This window comes from Butyricicoccus porcorum, assembly GCF_051246315.1.
Classification (GTDB): Bacteria; Bacillota; Clostridia; order Oscillospirales; family Butyricicoccaceae; genus Butyricicoccus_A; species Butyricicoccus_A porcorum.
On sequence record NZ_CP178353.1, the window covers coordinates 2,694,162 to 2,716,825 of the forward strand.

Sequence of the window (22,664 nt, forward strand, 5' to 3'; positions counted from 1 at the left end):
CACCTCCACAAACGACCCAATTGTCCGAGCATAATGTCCAAACATGTAATCCTTCACACATTCCCGATGTACAAATCCATATTCGTCATCGGGCTGCCACGCTTCGTCTCCTGCATAAATCTCCCCGCCGCAGTGGAGGCAGTACGCCACCGGCGCGGCATCCTGTGGGTCGGGTCTGCCGTAGATCATTTGGCATCACCTGCCGATGTGCGAACCAGAATGACTGCATCTTTCTCCGGATGGTAAAACGCAGCCACCGGAAAATTTCGTTTTTTAGATATCGCATTGAATCGCGAGGCATTTGGCGTATATCCACCGGCATCATAATGCCGTAAAACCGAAACCGCATGTACCGATTCTCCCGATGCGATAAAGCGGGCAAGTTCACCGGTATAATCAAACGGAGCACTTCGCTTCGGAGATTGTGCTGGTACAGTCACCGATTCAGCTTCCGGTTCAACCAACTGGACAGACTGCGCAGACTTCATGCTGTCCACCAGCGCCTTCCAGCCGGAAAGCTGTTCCAGCAGGTCAGCGTTCTTCTCGCGGAGCTTGTCCGCTTCCGTCATCGCGCTGATCAGTGCGATGTTCAGGTCTTCCATGTACGAAGCGGCTTCTCGCATCGTCGTTTCTGCATTGTGGTTTCCGGTACGTCCCGCCATGTGGCGCAGTTCCGCAACCTTCTGTCGTGTGGCATCCTGTGTTGCTTTCATTTGCGTTTCTCCAATCTCTGTGATAATTCGTCCTCGTTCGTGCGTTCCTGCGCGGCGAGGGCTTTTTTCGTTTTGCGATACTCCCGCAGGTACTCTTTGCGCGCCTCCATCTTCTCCGGATGACGCTCGCGATATCTGCGGCAGCGTTCTCGATTGCGAGCGTGTTCCTCCTCCGTCCTGGGCGCACTGCTCATCTCACGCTCTATCTCGATATCATCCAGCGCGAGATGAAGCAGCTCCAGTCCGCGGATATGAGAGACACCCGCGCTCATGAGTACAAATCCTCCGACAGCTTGCGCACCAGCGCAACCTGATTCAGATAGGTCATGTCCTCGCACTGCCGCAGGTTTTCTGCAAGGCGCGCATGCTGCGCGGCATATCTGCGGCGGTTCTCTGCGGTCAGCTCGTCCAGCGTGGGCGTGCGGCGCGGTGCAAACCGCGCGCGAATCCGATCAAAAAGTTTCATGTTTTCTCCTTCTTTCTTCTCATATGGTTCTGATAAATCCTGCGCGCGGACGCATAGGCCGCTTCCTCGCGCCTGTGCATTTCCTCCTGCGAAACACCACGGAGGTATGTGTCCATCACATAGACATGTGCGCCGTTGTATTCATACTCTCGAATTACATTCCCGTCTTTCATGGGAATTCACCTCCGGTAAATGGTATGCGGTCAGAGGTTGTCAGCTTCAGTGAATACGCCATCTTTGAGTGTGTACCATGTATCCGGCTTGATTTCCACGCCATCCACTTGTGCAGTTCTCACGCACAGTAACGGATAATCTTCCCCATCAAATGCGCCGTATTCTGCGGCAACGAGCCAGCACCCAATTGACCCAAGTACCTTCGAGTTACGGCCCGTTGCGATCGCCACAGAATCGCGCCCTGTAACGCTTGCAGCAGAGCGGTAGCCGGTGTTCGTTGCAGCAGAGCAGTAGCCGGTGTTCGTTGCAGCAGAGCGGTCGCCGGTGTTCGTTGCAGCAGAGCGGTCGCCGGTGTTCGTTGCAGCAGAGCAGTTGCCGGTGTTCGTTGCAGCGCATGTATTATCTATCTTGCTGTTGATATACTCAACATGGGCCTTTACAAGTCCAGGAATACCGATTTCTGCGCCGATCTTGATTTTGCGAGACGCAATTTTAGAATCGTCTGTATCTCTGTCCATATCTCCAGATTGCTCAACCTCGAAAAATCGGCTATCTGCCGGATCGTAATGGCAGAACACATCCAACGGAACTTCGCAAGCATGAAAGCCGTTCTCACAAGCGCAGATTTCACCACTCTGGTTATATTCCTTGCCGACTTCATACTTAAACCCGCCATAACCGGTCATGTTCTGATGTAAGCCCTTATACGATTTGATAATTTTTTCTTCCATTGTTTTCCTCCAGTTTCGTCAATCAGTATGTAACGGTTGTCTCAAAATACCGCCTAAAAATGCGTTGATAAAATACTGCTGTCCCTTGCCGGTAACCTTCGGCGTCTTGTTTATGGTCTGGTGTCCGTCCGCGTGACTGACAACGGTCTCCTTGATCTCAAACAGCTTCAGCTCCATCGCGCGCTGCGTTGGCATGTTGTAATCCGTTCCCTTTCGGCGGATCAGATAGCCGTTGCTGCGCAGCCACTCGAACAGCCGGTTCTGACCCATATTCTCCACGCCGTTCTGCTTCAGAATCTTTGCCAGCTCGCCGATTAAGATACTGGTCTTGCTGGCTGCGACGGAATCTGCAAACAGCGCTTTCGGCTGCATCTCCGCAATGCGCGCATCGCGCTGATTGATCTGTCGCTGTGCAACCAGCAGCGCTTTGGCCATCAGGTCAGCATCTGACATCGTTTCCTGCCCGGATATGTAACCGCCGGTTTTGCGGATGCTGGGAAGCACCTCGCTGGTCACCCAATGTTTGAATTTCTTCGCAGTCGGCAGCTTACTCGACAGGATCAGGCTGTATAAGCCAGATTCGTTGATGATGGTCATATTCTGATTTCCGCCAAGGGTGTAACAATTCGTTACCCCCTTGTCTTCTTCATCGACATGATCTGCAATAGCTTTGCGAGGGTTGCTGTAACCCAATGCTGCCGCCATGTCCTTCCCGACGAACCACGGCTCACCGTCCTTTTGTAGCGTTCGGATACTGCCGAACTCAGGGTTTTCAAAAATTTTGATTTTGTTCATTTGGTCTCCTTCCCTAACGATGCAAGTCACATGCATTCGCTAGCTTAAAGCTAACAATCAGGGTAAAAAAATAAAGTCTATCGGATAATTGTACAGCTTCTCGATCTGCCGAACCAAAGTCCAATCCGGAGTGGTTTTACCAGATTCATAGTTTTGCAACGAAGCAACCGAAATATTGAGCGCTTTTGCCGCTTCTTTTTGGGTAAAATGTGCGTTTACACGTGCCGCTTTCAATGTAATCTTTGGAATCTGCATCTGCAATCACCTCACTTTCTCTGATCATGTATTTAGTATAGCTCGCTTTTAGCTAGCTGTCAAGCTAAAAGCGAAATATTTTTTATTTTATATTGATTTTCTTTCGCTTTTGGTGTAGTATACATATTAACAGGAGGGAGATGAATTTTATGGAGATAAATGAAACAAGAGAAATTTTTGCTCGAAATCTTCGCCGAATTGCAAGCGAAAAGCAAATTACTCAGTCGGATATCGTGTCGGCAACAAATTGTAGCTCTGCGACTGTATCTGACTGGTTCAACGGAAAAAAATATCCACGTCCGAATCGAATGCAACGCATAGCCGATACGTTAGGCGTTTGCATGTCTGATTTAATAGAAGATCAATTTTCAAAATCACCTCTTCCAAAGGATGCGCTTCCCTTTAACCCGACGCACCGCATCCCGATCTTGGGGCGCATCTCTGCCGGGTTGCCGCTGTACGCAGAGGAGCACATCGAAGGCTGGACATATACGGAGTTAAACGGCGGCGCGGAATATTTCGCGCTGCGGGTTCACGGAGACAGCATGGATGCTCTTGGCATCAAAGACGGCTATCTTGTTGATGTCAGACGGCAGGACATGGTGGAAAACGGTGAGGTTGCCATTGTGATGGTTGGAGATGACGAGGCGACCATGAAGCGATTCTATCAGGACGGCGATACCGTCACACTGATGCCTCAGAGCACAAATCCGGCGCACATGCCACAGATATACAATCTGAAGGAAACACCGATCCGAGTCATTGGAAAGGTCGTCAAAGCAGAGTTTCAGGTACTGTAAAACGCCACCACAGAAACGGAGGTATACGATGCGTCAATGCAATGAACTATATCGCCAGCTTGCCGCGCTCGGTCGGAAGTTCGGCGCAGCTCGAATCGTCCTGTTTGGCTCGCGTGCCCGGGGCGATAACCGGGAGCACAGCGACATCGACATTGCGGTTTATGGACTTCCCGAACCGGCATGGTCAGATTTTGAGGATGCAGTCGACGCACTCCCCACTCTCCTTCCTTTTGATTTGATAGATATGAATCGACCAATTTCAGAAGAATTACGCGCCAATATTGAAAGAGATGGTATTGATCTTATGACAAAATTCAATGAAAAATACGCCAAATATTGCATGGCAGTAGATCGGCTCGAAGAAGCGATTTCAGAATATGAGAGCAACCCATCTGATATTATCCGCGACGGCATCATCCAGCGCTTTGAATTTTGCACGGAACTCGCATGGAAAACGACACGAGAATATTTGCTGGAAGAAGGTGCGGAATTTCGCAATACACCAAAGGCAGTCATGCGCGAAGCGTATGCAGCCGGTCTGATCAGTGAAGATTCTTTATGGAGCAAGTTATTGACGGATCGCAACCTCACCTCTCACACATATAACGAAGATACTGCACAGGAGATATTCGGTTGCATATGCACCGATTACAGGCGCTTACTGCGTCGGTTAGCAGATAAATTAAAAGAAACGAATCCGACGGCATAAGCTGTTGAAAACAAAAAAATCCCGCCTCGGTGCGCCAACACCAAGACGGGACAAGGGGTAGATAAACTTTCCACGGTACATCTACCCCTTTATTTTACTATATATTTTTATAAAAGTAAAGAAAGGGGATCAAGTATGGACGCAATGTATCTCAGAAAATCCCGCATTGATCTCGACGCCGAAAGAAGTGGAGAGGGCAACACGCTGCTTCGACATAAAACCACTCTGCTGGAATTGGCAAAACGGCAAAACCGCACAATCGGCGAGATTTATGAGGAAGTCAAAAGCGGGGAGACCATCGCTGCACGCCCGGAAATGCAGAGACTTCTCGCAGATGTCGAAGCTGGCAGATGGGATGCTGTACTGGTCATGGAGGTGGAACGCCTTGCGCGCGGTGACAGCATCGATCAGGGCATTGTATCACAGGCATTCAAATCCAGCGGCACGCTGATCATCACGCCGGCGAAAACCTACGATCCAAACAACGAATTCGACGAGGAGTATTTCGAGTTCGGACTGTTCATGAGCCGCAGAGAATACAAATCCATCCGGCGGCGCATGGAGGCTGGAAAGCGCGCCGCAGTGCGCGAGGGAAAATACATGGGAAAAACCGCGCCGTTCGGTTACCGGCGCGTTCGGGTCGAAAACGGAAAAGGCTGGACGCTGGAAATCGTGCCGGAAGAAGCGGAAATCGTCCGGCGGCTGTATGACATGCATGTCAGGCAGGGCGTCGGATTCCAGCACATGGCACGCATGCTGAACGAGGAAGGCGCACTCACACGGCGCGGCAATCCTTGGTGTCCATACTCTGTGCGTGCAATACTAGACAACGTGACGTATGCAGGATATGTTTATTACGGGCGCGTCAAGACGGTAAAGACATCAACAGGACGGCGCGGAATCAAGCGCAGACCGCTTGCAGATGAAGTCTTGATTTGCAAAGGTATCCATCCACCCATCATCTCAAAGGAACTGTTTGATGCATCGCAGGCGCGGCGCATGAAGTATAGAAGCGCGCCGGTCAGAAACGACGAAGACCTTGTGAATCCGTTCCAAGGCATTCTCTTCTGCCGGGACTGCGGCGCGAGAATGCAACTCAATGTCCGTCCGGCGAAAACACACTCGCTTCTGTGCCGAAACATATCGTGCAGCAATATCTCTGCCCGGCTCCCTGTTGTAGAAGAGCTTCTCCTGCACATGCTGGAAGACTGGCTGGATTCATATCGGGTGGAATGTAATTCGGAGACCTCAGACCTTCTGCGGCAGAGGCTTTCCGAAGCCCAGACATCTTCGCAACGGATAGACTCCCAGATCTCGCAGGAAAATCGGAAGCTGCAAAAAGCCTATGACCTACTGGAATCCGATGTATACACAACCGACGAATTCACCGCACGCCGCGCATCAATACAGGAACGGATTGCAGAGCTTACGCAAAAAAAATCCCAAATAGAAAAAAAGATCAGCGAGTACGAGCAGGCAGTCGAACAACAGGAAGATATTGTTCCGGCGGTTGAACGGCTGGTTATGATGTACAAATACGCTGATACTGCCCGTGAAAAAAACGATATGCTCAAAGCATGTCTGGAACGTATCGAATATAAAAAGACAAAACAATACAATGATTCCAGCATAAAGTTGTGGATTTACCCTCGTTTGGGGCGAAAAAGTTAATGTGTAACATGGAGGGTCTTGTTCGTGTGGGTGCACACAGCTTCCCGAATCTGCGCATCGCTGCATACGGGGCCGGGTGTTACGCGTTCACTCATAACTTCTCCCTCCATGTCGGTATTCTGGACTATACTATGCCGCACAGGGAAAAAGGTGATTTCACAATAAAACTGCTGTCAAGGAGGATGATTTTTATTACTGCACAAGACTATCAGACCTGGACACAGCCGCTGCGCCGCAGGCCGCGCCTGCGGCGCGCCATGCTGTTGCTCAACCGCATTTTGCCGCTGCTGCTTTATGCTCTGTATCCGATTTTGCTTCTCTTTCTGCTGCTGCGGCAAGATGACCGCTTTCTGCGCGTACTGCTGACACCGGGTATCTCCTTTGTTCTGCTCTCGATTTTCCGCGACCGGTTCAACGCGCCGCGCCCCTATGAAGCACTCGATATCGATCCTCTGATCCGCAAAAATACCAAAGGACATTCCTTCCCCAGCCGCCATGTGTTTTCTGTCTCTGTCATCGCCTGTACGTTCTGGTTTGTTTGTCCGCCCGTCGGGATTCTCCTGATGCTCTGTGCCGTTCTGATTGCCATCATTCGTGTGCTCGGCGGCGTGCACTTCCCTCGTGATGTAATTGCAGGTCTGGGCATCGGCATTCTCTCCGGCATCATAGGCTTCGTTCTGTTATAAAGGAGAAATTGATTTCATGTCTGTCTATGTCATGTCTGATTTGCACGGTGATTGGGCACACTTTAAATTGATGCTGCTCAAAATCCGTTTTTCCAAATCAGATCAGCTGTATATCATCGGCGATGTCGTCGACCGTGGCCCGCACAGCATCAAGCTGCTGCAATTCATTCGCCAGCAGGAAAATATGACGCTTCTGATGGGAAATCATGACCTGATGCTGTTGCAGGGGCTCGCGCACTTCGATAACCCGGACAGCGCAGACTGGTTTGACCCGCAGACCTATGCCGAGGTGTGCCAGTTATCCGCAGAGGAACGCGCCGCACTTGCGCAGTATCTTTCCACTCTGCCGCTGTTCCTGACGGTTTCTGCCGGCGGTCAGGACTATTTCCTGGTACATGCGTGTCCCGCACCACAGGGCAGTTCCAACGCGGACGCGCTGGAATACTTCCTCTGGACACGTGTTTCCCCCGACAGCACCTTTGACATGCCTGTCATTGCCGGACACACGCCGACTGCTTATTATCAGGAGAAAATTCCACTGCGCATCTGGCGCAACGGAAACTTTACCGACATTGACTGCGGCACAGCATTCCGTTCGGTTGTCCCCGGCGGCTGTCTCGCCTGCCTGCGCCTGGACGACAACAAAGAATTTTATGTATAACATGGAAATGTTGTACAATATGTGATAGAATAACCATACTGCATCGGTGATAGGATGACCATGAAGGAGAATAGATCATGAGAGAAGTATGTGTAAGAGGCTGCTCCATCGGAACGGGCATGCCGAAAATCTGTGTTCCGATTGTTGCGCGCACCATGCGTGAAATTTTTTCCCAGGCACGTGCCACAAACAATAAAACGTTCGACATTGTCGAATGGCGTGTCGACTGGTTTGAAGAATTTACTAATCCGGATACCGTGCGCCGTGCGGCGCGCGTCCTGCGCGGTATTCTCGGCGAAACGCCAATCCTGTTTACGTTCCGCACAAAGAAAGAAGGCGGCGAGGCAGATATCGACCCTGCGTATTACATGGAACTCAACCACATCGTTGCATCTGAGCATCTGGTTGACCTGATTGACGTCGAGCTGTTTGCGGGCGATGATGTGGTACGCCAGATCATTGCAGACGCCCATGCCGTCGATGTTCCGGTTGTGGTCTCCAGCCATGACTTTGAAAAAACCCCGCCGCACGACGAGCTGGTTGCCCGCCTGCGCCGCGCGGAGGAGCTCGGCGGTGATATCCTCAAGACCGCCGTCATGCCGCACAACAGCCGCGATGTGCTCGACCTGCTCTGTGCGACCGTGGAAGTCTCCCGCACCAGCGAACGTCCGGTTGTCACGATGTCGATGGGCGAACTCGGCATGATCAGCCGCCTGAGCGGTGAGGTCTTTGGCAGTGCGATGACCTTCGGCACGGTCGGCTATGCGTCCGCGCCCGGCCAGATCGGCATCGAGCCGCTGCGCGAGGTGCTCGAGCTACTGCACCACAAGTAACCCCCCATATCCCCGGATGGAAAACGCCGCGGAGCAGTCGCTCCGCGGCGTTGAATTTTATTTGCCTTTCTTTTACAGCTTCAGGCAGCTCTTGGCACTGACATAGATCATGCCGAAATATGCCAGATACATTGCGCCGACAAAGGCTGCTGTCGCCGCAATGCTGCCCGACATATTCCCCATTCCTCCGTCTGCCATCAACGTTTCATTCGCCGCCCACAGGCCGAAGAACGAATGCACCACCGCCAACAGCAGCGGCAGCAGGAAATATACAGCGATCTGCCGGAGCAGTGCACGGCGAAGCATGGGTTTATCTGCACCCAGCTTGTCGCGCCGGAAGGCTGCGAGCTGTTTTTCCTTCATTGCCGTAATATCTGTTCCCCCGATGCAAATCTGTCCGGCCGTCGGGCGGTCAATCGTGGAGATACAGCTGAGCAATGTTGTTTTGCCGCTGCCTGATGCGCCCATAATACCGATAAATCCCCCCTGTTCGACCGAAAAGCTGATGCCGTCGACCGCTTTGGTCAGGTTTCCACTTCCACCATAATATTTTTGCAACTGTTTTACTGTTAAAATCGATGCCATTGCATAGACCCCCCTGTCTGGTTTGCATCATTATTGTACCATTACAGTAATACAATTTCCATCGATTTTCCTTGCTGAAAACGAACAGTTTTGTAAGGTTGGCGAAAAAAATCCGGTGAACCGTTCCCGATTTACCGGATCTCGATACTCTCTTGTATGTTTTGTTATTTCTTTGCAAGATAAACCGTACGGTTTGGAAAGGCTCCGTCCTCGTCCGTCCGGTCTTCTTCGTACACAGTTTCACAGTCACTGTCGGCATATACCTCATATCCATCCGGTGCCTGTACCAGAACCGAAATTCCGTCCGGCACGGCTACAGTATCCGTTGAGCCATCCGGATAGTGCAGTGTAAACGTACGGCTCCAGTCCGCTTCTATGATATCCTCCCGCATGAAATCCGGCAGGGATACAATCTTTTTGTTGTAGGTCATGCAGCGCGAGCGCGTACACTCCTTTACCGTTCCATCGGTATCGGTGAAGCGGTATGTGCGGAAGACATCCAGAATGCGCAGAGTTTCCTTCTCCACATCGTATTCCTGCGTCGTGTAGGTATAGGTTCGTCCGGTGCTGTCTGTGAAGGACATTGCGGAAATATCCGTAATAATATGGTAGGTATCTCCGCTGTCCGTGCAGGAAACCAGCTTTTCCTTGCTGCTATAATCGCCGAAGCTGTACTGATGGAACAGCTTTTCCGCATAGGTGATTTCCTTTTCGCCGCGCTGCTCCGGATCATCGGCCAGAATGGTCAGCACGGTGTCCTCATCCTCTGTAATGGCAGCGGAATAATTCACATCATCGCGTGTAAAATAATACCGAAACGACATATCTGTTTTGCGAAAGCGCGAAACCAGACCAAGGTCTTCCTCCCAGTACAGGGTAAGCAGGGCGTTGGTCTCCCGATTGTCCGGCCCTTCACGCAGGCAAGTGCTCAGGGAAGGCTGGATATTCGCCGCATGATATGCCTCCAGCGTGTTTGCCGCATAAATTTCTTCCAGTGTCGGTGTGCCCGCAGGCAGTGCGGCGCTGCCGGTATCGTTGTTCGATGCCGCACCGCAGCCTGCCAGCAGAACAGTCATGCAGGACGCAAACACAAGCGCGGCAATTCGTTTTACATTCATAATCTTATCTCCATTGTTTGCCCAGAATCCCTGTGTAGCCGGCACAGGTTCACTGCATATAGTACCATACTTCCCGCTCCGATTCAAGGAATGTATGCCATTCATGCAAACAAAAAGGCTGCCGCAGCAGCCTTTTGCCGGTATTTTCCTGTTATTCGCCGAAGAAGCGTTTGATTTCAATCGCAGCAGTCTCTTCGGAATCCGAGCCATGGATGAGGTTTTCCGTTGTTGTATTGGCAAAATCGCCGCGAATCGTTCCCGGCAACGCCTCACCGAACTTGGTTGCGCCCATCAGCATGCGCATGCCCACAATGGCGTTTTCTCCCTCAATAATCATCGCCAGCACCGGACCGGAGGTCATATACGCAACCAGCTCAGGGAAAAACGGCTTATCTGCGATGTGTGCATAATGCTCCTTCAAAATCGCTTCATCCAGCATCTTGAGCTCACAGCGCACCATATGATAGCCTTTTTTCTCAATGCGGGAAATAATTTCGCCCGCCAGACCACGCTGCAACGCATCCGGCTTGAGCATAATATACGTCTGCTGTACCATATTCCTCTTTCTCCTCTCAGGTCAGATATGTTTCAAAATGTATTATACCGTTTTTGCACAGGAATTACCAGCAATTTTACAGAAAATTTTCCAAAGCCTGCGGAACGCGAAAGATTTGACATTCTTGCATGACGGTGGTATAGTAATATAGAATGTAAATCAGACAGTTCGTTTGCACCATCCTGTCTCTAAACAAAACCAGGGCTACTGTACCATGATACGCTATCTGTTACAGCAGGCCGTTGTGCCTGCTTTTTTGTTTGCTTTGAAGGAGATTGTATGTTTTATTTGAAGGCGGAATCCAGCTTTGATGCGGCGCATTTTCTCGCCCATTACGAAGGCAAATGCCACAACATCCACGGGCACCACTGGATTGTCCAGCTGCGCGTCTGCGGCGAGGCGCTACAGGACACCGTGCAGGAGCGCGGCATGCTGGTGGATTTTTCCCAGCTCAAGGGTGACCTGAAGGCGATTGTCGAACCAATGGATCACACACTGATTTATGAAGCAGGCACGCTTCGCGCAGGTACGCGCGATGCGCTCGCGGAGGACGGCTTTTCTCTGACGGAAATCCCATTCCGCCCGACTGCCGAGCACTTTGCAAAATACTTTTTTGAGCGCGCTTCGGCGCTCGGCTACCACGTCGCAGAGGCGACTGTATACGAAACGCCGAACAACTGCGCCTCCTACACCGGGGAGGAAGACTGAAACATGGCAGAATTCAACGTAGCAGAAACCTTTGTCAGCATCAACGGCGAGGGAGTGCTCGCCGGACAGCTCTCCGTTTTTGTCCGTTTTACCGGCTGCAACCTGCGATGCTCCTTCTGTGATACGATGTGGGCAAACGATGCTGATGCACCACATACAACCATGACAACCGAGGAAATCTGTGAAGCTGTGCGCAAAACCGGTGTGCACAACGTCACCCTGACCGGCGGCGAGCCGCTGCTGCGCGCGGGCATGGCGGAGCTGCTGCACAGGCTGACAGAAAATCCGGCACAGCGTGTGGAAATCGAAACCAATGGCAGCATCGATCTCACACCGTTTACCGGCATCTCTTCCGCCATTTCATTTACCATGGACTACAAGCTGCCGGGCAGTGGTATGGAATCGCACATGCGCACGGAAAATTTTGCGCTGCTGACCGAACGCGATACGGTGAAGTTTGTCGCTGGCAGCCGCGCTGACCTCGAGCGCGCACTGGAAATCATCCAAACATATGACCTGACCCACCGCTGCCATGTCTACCTCAGTCCGGTCTTCGGGCGCATCCAGCCGGTGGAAATTGTCGAATTTATGCAGGAGCATGTGCTCAATGACATCACTATGCAGCTCCAGATGCACAAAATCATCTGGGACCCCGACCAGCGCGGCGTATAAGCACCGCAGAAAGGGAAAAAATTATGGCTATTGATACCAATGCAATCAAGGAACATATCCGCGGCATCCTCATTGCCCTCGGCGATGACCCCGACCGCGAAGGCTTAAAAGACACGCCTGACCGCGTCGCACGCATGTACAGCGAGGTGTTCGAGGGCATGAATTACACCAACGAAGAAATTGCGCAGATGTTCGACAAGACCTTTGAGGACGAAATGGATTTCGCCAGCGATTCCAAAGACCTTGTCATTGTGCGTGACATCCAGCTGTTCAGCTATTGTGAGCATCACATTGCTCTGATGTATGACATGACCGCGACCGTCGCCTATATGCCGAACGGCAAGGTCATCGGCCTGAGCAAAATCGCACGCATTGCTGATATGGTGTCCAAACGCCTGCAACTACAGGAGCGCATCGGCTCGGACATCGCCCAGATTATGCAGATCGTCACCGGTTCGGAAGACGTCGCCGTGCTCATCGAGGGCAGTCACAGCTGTATGACCGCGCGCGGCATCCGACAGGCAAATGCCCGCACCACAACCACCACCCTGCGCGGACGGTTCCGCACCGATTCCGATTTGCAGATGAGACTGTACCGATAAGGAGATATCACCATGAAGGCTCTTGTTTTATCCAGCGGCGGCGTGGACAGCACCACCTGCCTCGGACTGGCAATTGAAAAATACGGAAAAGAAAACATAGTTGCACTGTCCATCACCTACGGCCAGCTGCATACAAAAGAAGTCGAAGCAGCGAAAAAAATTGCCGACTATTACGGCGTCGAATTTCTGACGCTCGACCTCGCAAAAATCTTCCAGTACGACACCAAATGCTCCCTGCTCCAGGGTTCGCAAAATGAAATCCCGGAGGAGTCGTACGCCAATCAGCTCCAAAAGACCGACGGCAAGCCGGTTTCCACCTATGTGCCGTTCCGCAACGGCCTGTTCCTGTCCTCTGCAGCCAGCATTGCGCTGTCCAAGGACTGCTCTGTCATCTATTACGGCGCACACAGCGACGATGCGGCAGGCAACGCCTATCCGGATTGCAGCAGTGCGTTTCATAACGCCATGCGCGATGCGATTTACATCGGCAGCGGCAACCAGCTGACCATCGAGGCGCCGTTTGTCCATTCCACAAAGGCAGATGTTGTGCGCGAGGGTCTGCGCCTCGGCGTGCCATACGAGCTGACCTGGAGCTGTTATGAAGGCGGTGACAAGCCGTGCGGCAAGTGCGGCACCTGCCGCGACCGCGCAGCAGCCTTTGCCGCCAACGGTGTCGCCGATCCGGCATTGCAGGAGGGATAAGCATGGCAGGAAGAAACACGGAAGAAACGCAGGGCATCACCCTGCTCGGCAATCAGGGCACAAAATACCGCGATGATTACGCTCCGGAAGTGCTCGAAACCTTTGTCAACAAGCACCCGGAAAACGATTATTTTGTCAAGTTCAACTGTCCGGAATTCACCAGCCTGTGCCCGATCACCGGACAGCCGGATTTTGCCACCATTACGATCTCCTATGTGCCGTCCGAGCGCATGGTGGAGAGCAAGTCGCTCAAGCTGTACCTGTTCAGTTTCCGCAACCACGGTGATTTCCATGAGGACTGCGTGAACATCATCATGAAGGATCTCATTCGCCTGATGGATCCGAAATATATCGAAGTCTGGGGCAAATTCACCCCGCGCGGCGGCATCTCCATCGACCCCTACTGCAATTACGGCAAGCCCGGCACACGCTGGGAGGAAGTCGCATGGAACCGTATGGCAAACCACGACCTGTATCCGGAAAAAATCGACAACCGATAACAAACCTGTATCGATAACAAAAGCGGAAGCCGTTGGCTTCCGCTTTTGCGTTTCTCTGGTAAGATGGGATTAAATCATATAGTCATCGCTTGTACTGCTGCGGTAGACAATCCGGCGGAAGGTCTCAAAATGCAGCCAGCGGTTGAGCTTCTTCTCATCCGCCCGTGTATGCGAATCATATGCCACGAGGAACTGCTCCAAATCGTCCTGTGACGGCACGCAGATGGCTGCACCGCGCTCGTTGACAATCGGCAGACCTCTTGTGACATACTGGCTCAGCGGCAGCAGCTGGGCAAACACGCCGTCCCGGATGCGGACAACCGAACGGCTCGCCAGATCAAGGATATCAAAATCCTGTGGGTAATGGTAGCCCTCACCGCTGAGCGGAACGGCATCGCCGATCTGGAAGCGGACACCCTCCGGGTCATAGCTGCCGAGCAGACCACTTTGCAGCTGGACATAAACGGTTTCAAACAGGTGTGTCTTGACAATCTCGTCTCCCTGCTGGAACTGTACTGTGCGGCCGATGTCTGTTTCATGAACAATCGCCTGTACCACGCCGCATGCCGATGTCATATTGGTCACGCGGTCGATCAGCAGCAGCTCGCCCAGCGTCTTGTGATTTTCAAACGTATCAATCGGAATGTTTTCGTCTACTGCAATGTCGCAGTAGGCGATTTCATTTTTCTTCAGGCTGAGCGCAGGAAGCTGCTCACCGGTGTTGACATCCGTCTTGTATCGAATCGCGCGGACTACGCCGGGGATCGTGCGGGTGCCGAGCTTGATAAAGTATTCCTTTCCTTCTGTCAGCTGGCTGTCATCCATCCACAGAAGCGTCGCCTGGAATGCCTTCGCAGAGGAAATGCTGTTGCCGCGCGTCAGAACACGGCCGCGCGAAACATCGATTTCACGGTCGAGCTGGATGGTAACCGGCTGCCCCGCATAGGCGTGATCTACCTGCTTGTCGCCGACCAGAATTGCCTTTACGCCTGCCTTTTCTTCGCTCGGCTGGACGGTAATTTCGTCGCCGATGGCGATTTCACCCGACTCAATCTGACCCTGGAAGCCGCGGAACGTATGATTGGGGCGGCAGACACGCTGTACCGGGAGATAAAAGCCCTCTTCTGACTGTGCTTCGGTAATATCTACAGTTTCCAGATAATCCAGCAGTGTTGTACCCGTATACCACGGTGTGTTGTCTGATTTTGTCGTCAGGTTGTCACCCGCCGTCGCGGAGACAGGAATAATCTGCACGCTGTGCAGGTGCAGCTCTTCGGCGAGCGCATGAATCTCCGCCTCGATTTCGCGGAAGCGCGCCTCACTGTAGCCAACCAGATCCATCTTGTTGAGCGCAAAGACAAAGTAGCGAATGCCCATCAGTGCACAGATACGCGCATGTCGGCGGGTCTGCACCAGCACGCCCTGGGAAGCATCGACGAGGATGATGGCGAGGTCGGCAAACGATGCACCGACTGCCATGTTTCTCGTGTATTCCTCATGTCCCGGCGTGTCCGCAACGATAAAGCTGCGGTTGTCTGTAGTAAAATAGCGGTAAGCGACGTCAATCGTAATACCCTGCTCGCGCTCCGCCATAAGGCCGTCGAGCAGCAGAGAATAGTCAATTTCACCGCCGCGGCTGCCGACCTTGCTTTCCAGCTCGAGCGCCTGTTCCTGATCGGTGTACAGCTTCTTGGTATCGTATAAAATATGTCCGATCAGTGTGGACTTGCCGTCGTCCACACTGCCGCATGTAATAAATTTTTTAACAGATTCTTCATCAGAAATACCCTTCTCTCTTTCTGCGTTCCATGCTGCCGGCAGCTTCCTTGTCAATCACACGGCTGGTGCGTTCCGAAGTGACAGCCGACAGCGTTTCCGAAATGACCTCATCCAGTGTGGTTGCATCCGATTCGACCGCGCCGGTCAGCGGATAGCAGCCGAGTGTGCGGAAGCGAACCTTTTTGATCTGCGGCACTTCGCCCTCGTTCAGGCGCATGCGGTCATCATCGACCATAATCAGGTTGCCGTCGCGCTCAACTACCGGATGCTCCGCCGCAAAATACAACGGCACAATGTCGATGTTCTCGCGCTTGATGTACTGCCAGATGTCCTTTTCCGTCCAGTTGGACAGCGGGAATACGCGGATGCTCTCGCCCTTGTTGATGCGGGTGTTGTACAGCTTCCACATCTCCGGACGCTGGTTTTTCGGATCCCATGCCTGTGCTTCGTTTCGGAACGAGAAAATGCGTTCTTTTGCACGCGACTTTTCCTCATCGCGGCGGCCGCCGCCGAAGGCTGCGGTGAAGCCATATTTCTTCAGCGCCTGCTTGAGCGCCTGTGTTTTCATGATATCGGTATACGCAGCGCCATGGTCAAACGGATTGATGCCCTGCGCCAATCCCTCCGGGTTGGTGTAAACCAGCATCTCAATGCCGAGTTCCTTCGCCTTGCGGTCACGAAATTCGATCATTTCACGGAACTTCCATGTCGTGTCAATGTGCAGAAACGGGAACGGCGGCTTTTCGGGGTAAAACGCCTTCATCGCCAGGTGCAGCATAACCGAGCTGTCCTTGCCGATAGAATACAGCATAACCGGGCGTTCACATTCCGCCGCGACTTCACGCATAATATAGATAGCCTCTGCCTCTAACTGGTCGAGGTGGGAAAATTCACTCATTGTTATTCATCTCCAAACGTTTAATATTTGTTTGCATCACGCGTATCGACCGTGATGGTTTCCGTTGTATGATCCGGGCGGGCAACCGTCCAGTGCAGCAGGCTGTCCTCGCGTCGCACCGTCATGCGGCTGCCCATGCCGCCGATGTCGGCGCCGAGATACAGCGAAATCGCATGAACCGGGCATTCCTTGACGCAGGACACACAGCCCCAGCATTCTTCCGGATAGCGCAGAGACGCCCGTCCATCTGTCATACAGAACAGTGTGCCCGGACAGATATCGGCGCATCGCCCACAGCCGATGCATGTATTCCGGTCAATGTGAATGCTCATATCGCTCGTGCCTCCCTACCAGCTCACGGTGGAGCATGTGGATTTCACCGTTTTCATAACGGGAATTGACATATTTCAGCCAGCTGTCATCACTCTGCGGATGATCCAGATTTTCCGCGAAGCAGTGCCAGCGGGTTTCCTTTCGATCCGCCAGATGCGCGATGACCACGCGGCAGACAAGCAGGCGTTCCCGCAGCTCAAACAGTCGCGTCAGCTCCTGCATATCGGAGACATGAACACTGTCACTCAGGCGGAGCAGCCGCTGAATTTTTCGGTCAGCCAACTGCAAGCCGGATTCGGTAAAGCCGTAATCTGTGCTGATGCCGCCCGCGTAATGATCCATGATGCCCTGCATGGCTTCTTCCAGCTGTTCGGTCGTGAACAGCCCTGTATTTTCAAAATACTTCTGTATTTCTTCTTCGCGCTGCCCGATATATTCCTCAGAAACGCTGCCCATCGGTTTCTGTACATACGCCGCTGCGGCTTCCGCCGCAATCTCGCCTTCGGCCAGTGCGCCGGTGACATATTTCTGTGGGCTTCCGCCCGCTACATCGCCCGCCGCAAACAGGCCGTCAATGGTTGTCATGCGGTCAGCGTCCACCCAATAGCCGCTCGCAGTGTGTCCTCCGACGATATATGGCTCTGTACCCTCAATTTCGACGTTTTCTTCGTCCGGAGAGCTGCCATTTTCCAGCCATTTGAGTGTCTGGGACGGCGCCATGTTCAGATACGCCTTTTTCAGGCTGTCCGCCTGCTCGCGCGTAATGCCCTTTGTGCGCAGATAGCAAGGGCCGCGCCCCTCTCGGTTTTCCATCACAGTGCCATATACACGCTGGGAAGTCGTCAGACCGTATTTCTGTTCATAGACCTCGCCATGTGTATTGACCTGCTTGGCGCCGACGCCCTGTGCGAGTGTACCGGTCGGTGCAATCGTGTCCTTACAGCGCAGCGCGATAAAGCGCATTTCAAATGTCGTCATTTCCGCCCCTGCGCGGATGCCCATCGCATAGCCCGCTCCGGTGTTAAATGGCGGATACCACATCTTGTGCCGTGAAAAGCCCGGATGATTGGGGCGGTACAGTCCCGCCGCGCCGCCGGTCGCGCAGATACATGCGCGGCAACGGATAAAATACAGCTCCTGTTTGCGCACATCGTTGGCGAACACGCCCGCGATACGGCCATTTTCCACAATATAATCCACCGCATTGACGCGGTTCATGACCGTTACATTCGGACATTCCCGCACCGCCTGCGCCAGCAGCGGCTTGATGTTCTCGCCGTTGATCTTCACATTTCGATTGCCGCGCGTGACATAATTTCCCTTTTCATCCTTCAGAATGACAAGTCCGAGCTGCTCCAGACGATGTGTCACCTGGTTGAGCCGCTCGCTCATACTGAGCAATAAATCCTCACGCACAATGCCGTGTGCGTCCTTCTTTGCATAATCGACGTAAAAATCCGGCGTCTTGCCCGGCACAATATAGGCGTTGAGTGCATTGACACCCGCTGCAAGGCAGCCGCTGCGCCGGATATCCGCTTTTTCCAGAATGAGCACCCTTGCATCCGGTGCCTTTTCGCGCAGGGTAATCGCGGCATAGCATCCCGCTGCACCGCCGCCGAGGATGAGAACATCCGTGTCCAGAATTGTTGTTTTCACAGAATGTCCCCCCCTGTTAAATGACGACCGAATCCGGCGAAGTCAACGCCTCATTTTCAATGACATATGCTTTTTCGTTGTCGAAAGCATACAGACGATAGATGAAAACGCGCACGGTTTCACCGACGGAAACCGGTGTATCATCCAGTAAGCGCTTCGCCGTCAGCAGCGTATCCTTGACGCGGATGGTCAATTCGATTTCGCTGCCGCGGAAAGCAGTGCGTTCGACCACGCCGGTCTCGGTATTGACCGGGAACCGGAGCGGTTCGCCCTGTTTGGAAACGCTGATGTATTCCGGACGGACAGCGGCGCGTGTCGCGTTGCTGCCCGCGTGTGCAAAGCCTGCGAATCTGCGGAAATCCTCGACAATGGACGACTGCCCGATAAACTGTGCGACAAACGGCGTATCCGGCTGACGATAAATGTCCTTCGGTGTGCCGATCTGTTCAATGTGGCCTTGATTGGTAATGATGATCTCATCCGCAACCTCAATCGCCTCGTCCTGGTCGTGCGTGACAAAAATACTCGTGACGCCGACTGCCGAAATCATCTCGCGCAGCCAGCTGCGCAGTTCCTGCCGCACCTTTGCGTCGACCGCGGCGAACGGCTCGTCAAGCAGAAGCAGCTGCGGCTGCGGAGCAAGTGCACGAGCAAACGCAATGCGCTGCCGCTGTCCGCCGGACAACTGGTTGGGATAACGCTTTGCGGTATCTTCCAGCCCGATCAGACGGAGCATTTCCTCCACACGCGCCCGGATTTTGTCCTTCGGCCACTTCTGTACCTTCAGACCGAATGCGATATTTTCATATACAGTCAGATAGCGGAACAGTGCATAATTCTGAAAGACAAAGCCGATGCCGCGCTTACTTGCCGGTACATCGTTGACCACCTTGCCGTCGATGATAATATCGCCGCTGTCAGCGGTTTCCAGTCCCGCCAGCATGCGGAGAATGGTGGTTTTGCCGCTGCCGCTCGGCCCCAGCAGACCGATCAGCTTGCCTTTTTCTATTCCAAAACTGATATCTTTCGATGCCTGAAAGCTGCCAAAGCTCTTATTGACTCCTTTCAGCTCGACATAATAGTTCTTTTCCATGCTTACTCCTCGTTTTTCCTGCCCCGGTATTCCAATACACTGCGAAGAACCAGAATGATGATCGCCATGACAACCAGAATCGATGATACGGCAAAGGCGCCGGTGAAGTCATAGCCCTGATACAGCAGCTCAATGTACAGCGGCATGGTATTTGTCTTGCCTCTCAGATGTCCGGAGAGAACGGATACCGCACCGAATTCTCCCATAGCACGCGCCGTGCACAGCACGATGCCGTACAGCAATGCCCATTTGATATGTGGGAAGGTGACGCGCCGGAAAATCGTCCAGCCGCCTGCGCCCATCAGCGCTGCCGCTTCCTCCTCGTCCTTACCTGCTGCCGTCAGCACGGGAATAATCTCACGCGAGATAAACGGGAAGGTGACAAAGATGGTTGCGAGTACAATGCCCGGAACGGCATAAATGATCGAGATGTGTGCGCTTTTTAGATATGGATACAGGAAGCTCTGCCGTCCGAAAGTCAGGACATAAATCAGGCCTGCAATAATCGGCGAAACCGTCAGTGGCAAGTCGATCAGTGTGGAGATGATCTTTTTCCCGCGGAACTGAAACTTTGTGATAGACCATGAGGCGAAAAGCCCGAATACTGTGTTGACGATAACCGCAATCACGGTCGCCTCCAGCGTCAGCTGGATGGACTTGAGCGCATACTTATCAGTGACTGCCTCAAGGTAGGGCTGTATGCCCTCGCGGAACGCCGTAATCAGGACATACACCAGCGGCAGAACCAGCATCACCGCCAGAAAAACCGCGCTGAACGCAATGAGCAGCCATTTGACAGCGCCGGACTGTTCGTTCTGTTTCAAAGCAAATCCCTCCTTATCCGATGCCACTGACAATTTTGGAAGCCCTGCTTTGCAGGACTGCGTTGACAAACAAAATCAGGAACGCGGCTGCCAGCATGACCAGCGCAATCGAGGTTGCGCTCGCATAGTCATATTCCTGTAACTGGGACATGATGAGCAGCGGTGTGATCTCCGTTTTAAATGGGGTATTGCCCGCGATAAATACCACACTGCCGTATTCGCCGAGGCTGCGGGCAAATGCCATCGTGAAGCCCGCGACGAGTGCGGGAAAGATTTCCGGGAAGATAATTCGGAAGAAGCTGTAGGTGCGGCCCGCGCCAAGCATGCTCGCCGCCTCCTCGTACTGCGGATCGAGCTTTTCCAGCACCGGCTGGACGGAACGCACAACAAACGGAATGCCGATAAAAACCAGTGCAATCGTGATGCCAATGCGCGTATACGCAATTTCAATGCCGAATTTATGGAAGATACTGCCAACCCAGCCGCTGTCAACTGTCATATGAGTCAGTGAAATGCCGGCAACCGCCGTCGGCAGTGCAAACGGAACCTCAATCAGTCCGTCCATGATGCGCTTGCCCGGGAACTGATACCGAACCAGCACCCATGCAATGATCAGTCCGACCACTGCATTGATGAGCGAAGCAATCAGTGCTGTCTGAAAACTGACCCGATAGCTCGCCAGCACACGCGGACTGGTGATGGTCTCAATAAATTCTGAAAATGATAACTGTGAGGAGAAAACTACCAGTGAACACAGCGGAATGACAACGATCAAGCTGAGCAGCGTGACAGTAATGCCCAGCGACAAACCGAACCCCGGTATAACCCTCCTCTGTTTTCTCTTTTTTTTCAAAGTGATTCATTCCTTTCCGCTGTCTTCACCGGGGGCGGGCATTTCTGCCCGCCCCGTACAGATGAATCTCGTTATTTTTCTTCGTAAATGCTGTCAAATATGCCGCCGTCGACAAAATGCTTCTCGGTTGCTTCCGTCCAGCCGCCAAAATGGTCAATATTGGTCAGCTCAAAGCCATCGGAAACAATCCACTTGTTGTCTTCCGGAATTTCCGTTATGGTTCTGCTTTCGCTGTCCGATGTGTATTCCTTCAGGATTTCCTCATTTGACGGGCGATAGAAGTTCTCTGCCTCTAAGCGCTGTGCCTCGTCGGAGTACAGATAGTTCAGATATTCGGTCGCCACATCGCGCGTACCGCGGCTGTCCACAACCTCATCTACAACCGCTACGGTCGGCTGGCACAGAATGGATACGGATGGAATGACAATCTCATATTCGCCCGGATACTCCTCCAGCGACAGGAATGCTTCGTTCTCCCACGCCAGCAGCACATCGCCCTGCTTGTTTTCCACAAAGGATGTCGTCGAACCGCGTGCGCCGGAGTCGAGAACCAGTACATGAGAGTACAGTGTCTTCATGCTCTCCTTGATCTGCTCCTCACTCTGACCCTGCTTCTCGAAATAGTACCACGCCGCGAGGTAATTCCAGCGTGCACCGCCGGAGGTCTTGGGATTCGGCGTGATGACGCCGACATCATCGCGCAGCAGGTCATCCCAGTCCTGAATGTTCTTCGGATTGCCCTTGCGAACCAGGAAGACAATGGAGGACGTATACGGTGCGCTGTCGTTGTCAAATTCTTCGGTATAACCGTCCTCAATCAGACCGGCATCCTTGATTGCATCGACATCGCCCTCCAGCGCCAGCGTCACAACATCTGCTTCCAAACCGTTTGCAACTTCAAGCGCCTGCTTGCCCGAACCGCCATGCGACTGCGTTACTGTGACATCCTGACCCGTCTGTTCCTTCCAGTGCGCCGCAAATGCCTTGTTGTATGCCTCATACAGCTCACGAGTCGGGTCATACGATACATTGGTCAGCTCAACCGAGCCGCCGTTTTCTCCGGAACCGGAAGCCGAACTGCTGTCCGACGTGCTTCCGCAGCCCGCCAGCACGCCGACGGTCAGTGCGGATGCCAGTAAAATAGCAGATACTCTCTTTTTGTATGTCATCATAGATTCCTCTTTCTTTTATTCGATATCGTTGTGTGTGCGTCTGTCTGTCATCCACAACATCGCATTCGCAGAAGAGGGAGATTCTGTCGGTCGGTTTCGTACTGCATAAACAATCATCC

At 52.9% G+C, this 22,664-nt stretch carries 28 protein-coding genes and 1 pseudogene; 11 read left to right on the plus strand and 18 right to left on the minus strand.

Annotated features, from left to right (window positions below):
• Nucleotides 1–185: 185 nt before the first annotated feature.
• Genes ACLM7Z_RS13255 through ACLM7Z_RS13285 form a run of 7 tightly spaced genes read right to left on the minus strand, consistent with a single transcriptional unit; the run spans nucleotide 186 to nucleotide 3,134 of the window.
• The gene (locus ACLM7Z_RS13255) at nucleotides 186–713 is read right to left on the minus strand and encodes a hypothetical protein (protein WP_435645313.1); all 528 of its coding nucleotides are present in this window, start codon (nucleotides 711–713) and stop codon (nucleotides 186–188) included.
• Nucleotides 710–985, minus strand: a complete 276-nt coding sequence (locus tag ACLM7Z_RS13260; RefSeq protein ID WP_435645314.1) for a hypothetical protein — start codon at nucleotides 983–985, stop codon at nucleotides 710–712. Before ACLM7Z_RS13260 ends, ACLM7Z_RS13255 begins: the two co-directional genes overlap by 4 nt.
• A complete protein-coding gene (locus ACLM7Z_RS13265; protein WP_087017620.1) occupies nucleotides 982–1,179 on the minus strand; it encodes a hypothetical protein in 198 nt (65 codons plus the stop codon). The genes ACLM7Z_RS13260 and ACLM7Z_RS13265 overlap by 4 nt, the downstream gene beginning before the upstream one ends.
• Nucleotides 1,176–1,352, minus strand: a complete 177-nt coding sequence (locus ACLM7Z_RS13270) for a hypothetical protein (RefSeq protein WP_165761026.1) — start codon at nucleotides 1,350–1,352, stop codon at nucleotides 1,176–1,178. Before ACLM7Z_RS13270 ends, ACLM7Z_RS13265 begins: the two co-directional genes overlap by 4 nt.
• A 30-nt stretch (nucleotides 1,353–1,382) precedes the next feature.
• Entirely contained in the window at nucleotides 1,383–2,084 is a 702-nt protein-coding gene (locus ACLM7Z_RS13275) for a DUF7666 domain-containing protein (protein WP_435645315.1), read from the minus strand.
• A gap of 18 nt (nucleotides 2,085–2,102) precedes the next feature.
• Nucleotides 2,103–2,879: a phage antirepressor gene (locus ACLM7Z_RS13280; RefSeq protein WP_435645316.1), complete on the minus strand. Its 777-nt coding sequence runs from the start codon at nucleotides 2,877–2,879 to the stop codon at nucleotides 2,103–2,105.
• 57 nt (nucleotides 2,880–2,936) lie between these two features.
• Nucleotides 2,937–3,134 (minus strand): helix-turn-helix transcriptional regulator, encoded by a 198-nt coding sequence (locus tag ACLM7Z_RS13285; protein ID WP_087017613.1) that lies wholly within the window; start codon nucleotides 3,132–3,134, stop codon nucleotides 2,937–2,939.
• 149 nt (nucleotides 3,135–3,283) lie between these two features.
• Here ACLM7Z_RS13285 and ACLM7Z_RS13290 point away from each other — a divergent pair, with 149 nt between their 5' ends.
• From ACLM7Z_RS13290 to aroD, 6 genes are all read left to right on the plus strand, one after another.
• A complete protein-coding gene (locus tag ACLM7Z_RS13290) occupies nucleotides 3,284–3,934 on the plus strand; it encodes a LexA family protein (protein WP_165761025.1) in 651 nt (216 codons plus the stop codon).
• Nucleotides 3,935–3,962: 28 nt separating this feature from the next.
• Nucleotides 3,963–4,643 (plus strand): HI0074 family nucleotidyltransferase substrate-binding subunit, encoded by a 681-nt coding sequence (locus tag ACLM7Z_RS13295; protein WP_087017609.1) that lies wholly within the window; start codon nucleotides 3,963–3,965, stop codon nucleotides 4,641–4,643.
• Nucleotides 4,644–4,778: 135 nt separating this feature from the next.
• Nucleotides 4,779–6,314 (plus strand): recombinase family protein, encoded by a 1,536-nt coding sequence (locus tag ACLM7Z_RS13300; protein WP_087017607.1) that lies wholly within the window; start codon nucleotides 4,779–4,781, stop codon nucleotides 6,312–6,314.
• Nucleotides 6,315–6,496: 182 nt separating this feature from the next.
• Nucleotides 6,497–7,000 (plus strand): phosphatase PAP2 family protein, encoded by a 504-nt coding sequence (locus ACLM7Z_RS13305; RefSeq protein WP_242969770.1) that lies wholly within the window; start codon nucleotides 6,497–6,499, stop codon nucleotides 6,998–7,000.
• Between the two features lie 16 nt (nucleotides 7,001–7,016).
• Nucleotides 7,017–7,661 carry a fructose-bisphosphatase class III gene (locus ACLM7Z_RS13310; RefSeq protein WP_087017605.1) on the plus strand — a complete coding sequence of 215 codons (645 nt, stop codon included), beginning with the start codon at nucleotides 7,017–7,019 and terminating at the stop codon, nucleotides 7,659–7,661.
• Nucleotides 7,662–7,738: 77 nt separating this feature from the next.
• Nucleotides 7,739–8,494, plus strand: a complete 756-nt coding sequence (aroD, locus tag ACLM7Z_RS13315) for a type I 3-dehydroquinate dehydratase (protein WP_435645317.1) — start codon at nucleotides 7,739–7,741, stop codon at nucleotides 8,492–8,494.
• A gap of 318 nt (nucleotides 8,495–8,812) precedes the next feature.
• Here aroD and ACLM7Z_RS13320 read toward each other — a convergent pair.
• From ACLM7Z_RS13320 to ndk, 3 genes and pseudogenes are all read right to left on the minus strand, one after another.
• A pseudogene (locus ACLM7Z_RS13320) lies at nucleotides 8,813–9,079 on the minus strand (ATP-binding cassette domain-containing protein); the annotation flags it as partial.
• 164 nt (nucleotides 9,080–9,243) lie between these two features.
• Nucleotides 9,244–10,197 carry a hypothetical protein gene (locus tag ACLM7Z_RS13325; protein ID WP_273350434.1) on the minus strand — a complete coding sequence of 318 codons (954 nt, stop codon included), beginning with the start codon at nucleotides 10,195–10,197 and terminating at the stop codon, nucleotides 9,244–9,246.
• Between the two features lie 151 nt (nucleotides 10,198–10,348).
• Nucleotides 10,349–10,753, minus strand: a complete 405-nt coding sequence (gene ndk, locus ACLM7Z_RS13330; RefSeq protein WP_087017597.1) for a nucleoside-diphosphate kinase — start codon at nucleotides 10,751–10,753, stop codon at nucleotides 10,349–10,351.
• A 279-nt stretch (nucleotides 10,754–11,032) separates the two neighbouring features.
• Here ndk and queD point away from each other — a divergent pair, with 279 nt between their 5' ends.
• Genes queD through queF form a run of 5 tightly spaced genes read left to right on the plus strand, consistent with a single transcriptional unit; the run spans nucleotide 11,033 to nucleotide 13,937 of the window.
• Nucleotides 11,033–11,461, plus strand: a complete 429-nt coding sequence (gene queD, locus ACLM7Z_RS13335) for a 6-carboxytetrahydropterin synthase QueD (RefSeq protein WP_087017595.1) — start codon at nucleotides 11,033–11,035, stop codon at nucleotides 11,459–11,461.
• Nucleotides 11,462–11,464: 3 nt separating this feature from the next.
• Nucleotides 11,465–12,133, plus strand: coding sequence for a putative 7-carboxy-7-deazaguanine synthase QueE (gene queE, locus ACLM7Z_RS13340; RefSeq protein WP_087017594.1), 669 nt, complete (start codon nucleotides 11,465–11,467; stop codon nucleotides 12,131–12,133).
• Nucleotides 12,134–12,156: 23 nt separating this feature from the next.
• Nucleotides 12,157–12,735 (plus strand): GTP cyclohydrolase I FolE, encoded by a 579-nt coding sequence (folE, locus tag ACLM7Z_RS13345; RefSeq protein WP_273350581.1) that lies wholly within the window; start codon nucleotides 12,157–12,159, stop codon nucleotides 12,733–12,735.
• Nucleotides 12,736–12,747: 12 nt separating this feature from the next.
• On the plus strand, nucleotides 12,748–13,437 hold the full coding sequence (gene queC, locus ACLM7Z_RS13350) for a 7-cyano-7-deazaguanine synthase QueC (RefSeq protein WP_087017590.1): 690 nt from the start codon (nucleotides 12,748–12,750) through the stop codon (nucleotides 13,435–13,437).
• A 2-nt stretch (nucleotides 13,438–13,439) separates the two neighbouring features.
• Nucleotides 13,440–13,937 carry a preQ(1) synthase gene (gene queF, locus ACLM7Z_RS13355; RefSeq protein ID WP_087017588.1) on the plus strand — a complete coding sequence of 166 codons (498 nt, stop codon included), beginning with the start codon at nucleotides 13,440–13,442 and terminating at the stop codon, nucleotides 13,935–13,937.
• 69 nt (nucleotides 13,938–14,006) lie between these two features.
• Here the strand turns inward: queF and ACLM7Z_RS13360 are convergent, their stop codons facing one another.
• The 8 genes from ACLM7Z_RS13360 to ACLM7Z_RS13395 form a co-directional block, all read right to left on the minus strand.
• Nucleotides 14,007–15,722: a sulfate adenylyltransferase subunit 1 gene (locus ACLM7Z_RS13360; protein ID WP_435645780.1), complete on the minus strand. Its 1,716-nt coding sequence runs from the start codon at nucleotides 15,720–15,722 to the stop codon at nucleotides 14,007–14,009.
• Nucleotides 15,715–16,614, minus strand: a complete 900-nt coding sequence (gene cysD / locus ACLM7Z_RS13365; RefSeq protein ID WP_087017584.1) for a sulfate adenylyltransferase subunit CysD — start codon at nucleotides 16,612–16,614, stop codon at nucleotides 15,715–15,717. Before cysD ends, ACLM7Z_RS13360 begins: the two co-directional genes overlap by 8 nt.
• Nucleotides 16,615–16,634: 20 nt before the next feature.
• Nucleotides 16,635–16,946, minus strand: a complete 312-nt coding sequence (locus ACLM7Z_RS13370; protein WP_273350583.1) for a 4Fe-4S binding protein — start codon at nucleotides 16,944–16,946, stop codon at nucleotides 16,635–16,637.
• Nucleotides 16,930–18,603, minus strand: a complete 1,674-nt coding sequence (locus ACLM7Z_RS13375; protein WP_087017580.1) for an adenylyl-sulfate reductase subunit alpha — start codon at nucleotides 18,601–18,603, stop codon at nucleotides 16,930–16,932. Before ACLM7Z_RS13375 ends, ACLM7Z_RS13370 begins: the two co-directional genes overlap by 17 nt.
• A 16-nt stretch (nucleotides 18,604–18,619) precedes the next feature.
• Nucleotides 18,620–19,696: a sulfate/molybdate ABC transporter ATP-binding protein gene (locus ACLM7Z_RS13380; protein ID WP_087017578.1), complete on the minus strand. Its 1,077-nt coding sequence runs from the start codon at nucleotides 19,694–19,696 to the stop codon at nucleotides 18,620–18,622.
• A 2-nt stretch (nucleotides 19,697–19,698) separates the two neighbouring features.
• On the minus strand, nucleotides 19,699–20,520 hold the full coding sequence (gene cysW, locus ACLM7Z_RS13385) for a sulfate ABC transporter permease subunit CysW (protein WP_087017576.1): 822 nt from the start codon (nucleotides 20,518–20,520) through the stop codon (nucleotides 19,699–19,701).
• Nucleotides 20,521–20,533: 13 nt separating this feature from the next.
• Entirely contained in the window at nucleotides 20,534–21,373 is an 840-nt protein-coding gene (gene cysT, locus ACLM7Z_RS13390) for a sulfate ABC transporter permease subunit CysT (protein WP_087017574.1), read from the minus strand.
• A 71-nt stretch (nucleotides 21,374–21,444) separates the two neighbouring features.
• On the minus strand, nucleotides 21,445–22,545 hold the full coding sequence (locus ACLM7Z_RS13395; protein ID WP_087017572.1) for a sulfate ABC transporter substrate-binding protein: 1,101 nt from the start codon (nucleotides 22,543–22,545) through the stop codon (nucleotides 21,445–21,447).
• Nucleotides 22,546–22,664 lie beyond the last annotated feature (119 nt).

Excerpts from the sequence above, each read along its gene's own strand:
- ACLM7Z_RS13255 (WP_435645313.1), bottom strand. The coding sequence starts at position 713 with ATGAAAGCAACACAGGATGCCACACGACAGAAGGTTGCGGAACTGCGC.
- ACLM7Z_RS13260 (WP_435645314.1), bottom strand. The coding sequence starts at position 985 with ATGAGCGCGGGTGTCTCTCATATCCGCGGACTGGAGCTGCTTCATCTC.
- ACLM7Z_RS13265 (WP_087017620.1), bottom strand. The coding sequence starts at position 1,179 with ATGAAACTTTTTGATCGGATTCGCGCGCGGTTTGCACCGCGCCGCACG.
- ACLM7Z_RS13270 (WP_165761026.1), bottom strand. The coding sequence starts at position 1,352 with ATGAAAGACGGGAATGTAATTCGAGAGTATGAATACAACGGCGCACAT.
- ACLM7Z_RS13275 (WP_435645315.1), bottom strand. The coding sequence starts at position 2,084 with ATGGAAGAAAAAATTATCAAATCGTATAAGGGCTTACATCAGAACATG.
- ACLM7Z_RS13280 (WP_435645316.1), bottom strand. The coding sequence starts at position 2,879 with ATGAACAAAATCAAAATTTTTGAAAACCCTGAGTTCGGCAGTATCCGA.
- ACLM7Z_RS13285 (WP_087017613.1), bottom strand. The coding sequence starts at position 3,134 with ATGCAGATTCCAAAGATTACATTGAAAGCGGCACGTGTAAACGCACAT.
- ACLM7Z_RS13290 (WP_165761025.1), top strand. The coding sequence starts at position 3,284 with ATGGAGATAAATGAAACAAGAGAAATTTTTGCTCGAAATCTTCGCCGA.
- ACLM7Z_RS13295 (WP_087017609.1), top strand. The coding sequence starts at position 3,963 with ATGCGTCAATGCAATGAACTATATCGCCAGCTTGCCGCGCTCGGTCGG.
- ACLM7Z_RS13300 (WP_087017607.1), top strand. The coding sequence starts at position 4,779 with ATGGACGCAATGTATCTCAGAAAATCCCGCATTGATCTCGACGCCGAA.
- ACLM7Z_RS13305 (WP_242969770.1), top strand. The coding sequence starts at position 6,497 with ATGATTTTTATTACTGCACAAGACTATCAGACCTGGACACAGCCGCTG.
- ACLM7Z_RS13310 (WP_087017605.1), top strand. The coding sequence starts at position 7,017 with ATGTCTGTCTATGTCATGTCTGATTTGCACGGTGATTGGGCACACTTT.
- aroD (WP_435645317.1), top strand. The coding sequence starts at position 7,739 with ATGAGAGAAGTATGTGTAAGAGGCTGCTCCATCGGAACGGGCATGCCG.
- ACLM7Z_RS13325 (WP_273350434.1), bottom strand. The coding sequence starts at position 10,197 with ATGAATGTAAAACGAATTGCCGCGCTTGTGTTTGCGTCCTGCATGACT.
- ndk (WP_087017597.1), bottom strand. The coding sequence starts at position 10,753 with ATGGTACAGCAGACGTATATTATGCTCAAGCCGGATGCGTTGCAGCGT.
- queD (WP_087017595.1), top strand. The coding sequence starts at position 11,033 with ATGTTTTATTTGAAGGCGGAATCCAGCTTTGATGCGGCGCATTTTCTC.
- queE (WP_087017594.1), top strand. The coding sequence starts at position 11,465 with ATGGCAGAATTCAACGTAGCAGAAACCTTTGTCAGCATCAACGGCGAG.
- folE (WP_273350581.1), top strand. The coding sequence starts at position 12,157 with ATGGCTATTGATACCAATGCAATCAAGGAACATATCCGCGGCATCCTC.
- queC (WP_087017590.1), top strand. The coding sequence starts at position 12,748 with ATGAAGGCTCTTGTTTTATCCAGCGGCGGCGTGGACAGCACCACCTGC.
- queF (WP_087017588.1), top strand. The coding sequence starts at position 13,440 with ATGGCAGGAAGAAACACGGAAGAAACGCAGGGCATCACCCTGCTCGGC.
- cysD (WP_087017584.1), bottom strand. The coding sequence starts at position 16,614 with ATGAGTGAATTTTCCCACCTCGACCAGTTAGAGGCAGAGGCTATCTAT.
- ACLM7Z_RS13370 (WP_273350583.1), bottom strand. The coding sequence starts at position 16,946 with ATGAGCATTCACATTGACCGGAATACATGCATCGGCTGTGGGCGATGC.
- ACLM7Z_RS13380 (WP_087017578.1), bottom strand. The coding sequence starts at position 19,696 with ATGGAAAAGAACTATTATGTCGAGCTGAAAGGAGTCAATAAGAGCTTT.
- ACLM7Z_RS13395 (WP_087017572.1), bottom strand. The coding sequence starts at position 22,545 with ATGATGACATACAAAAAGAGAGTATCTGCTATTTTACTGGCATCCGCA.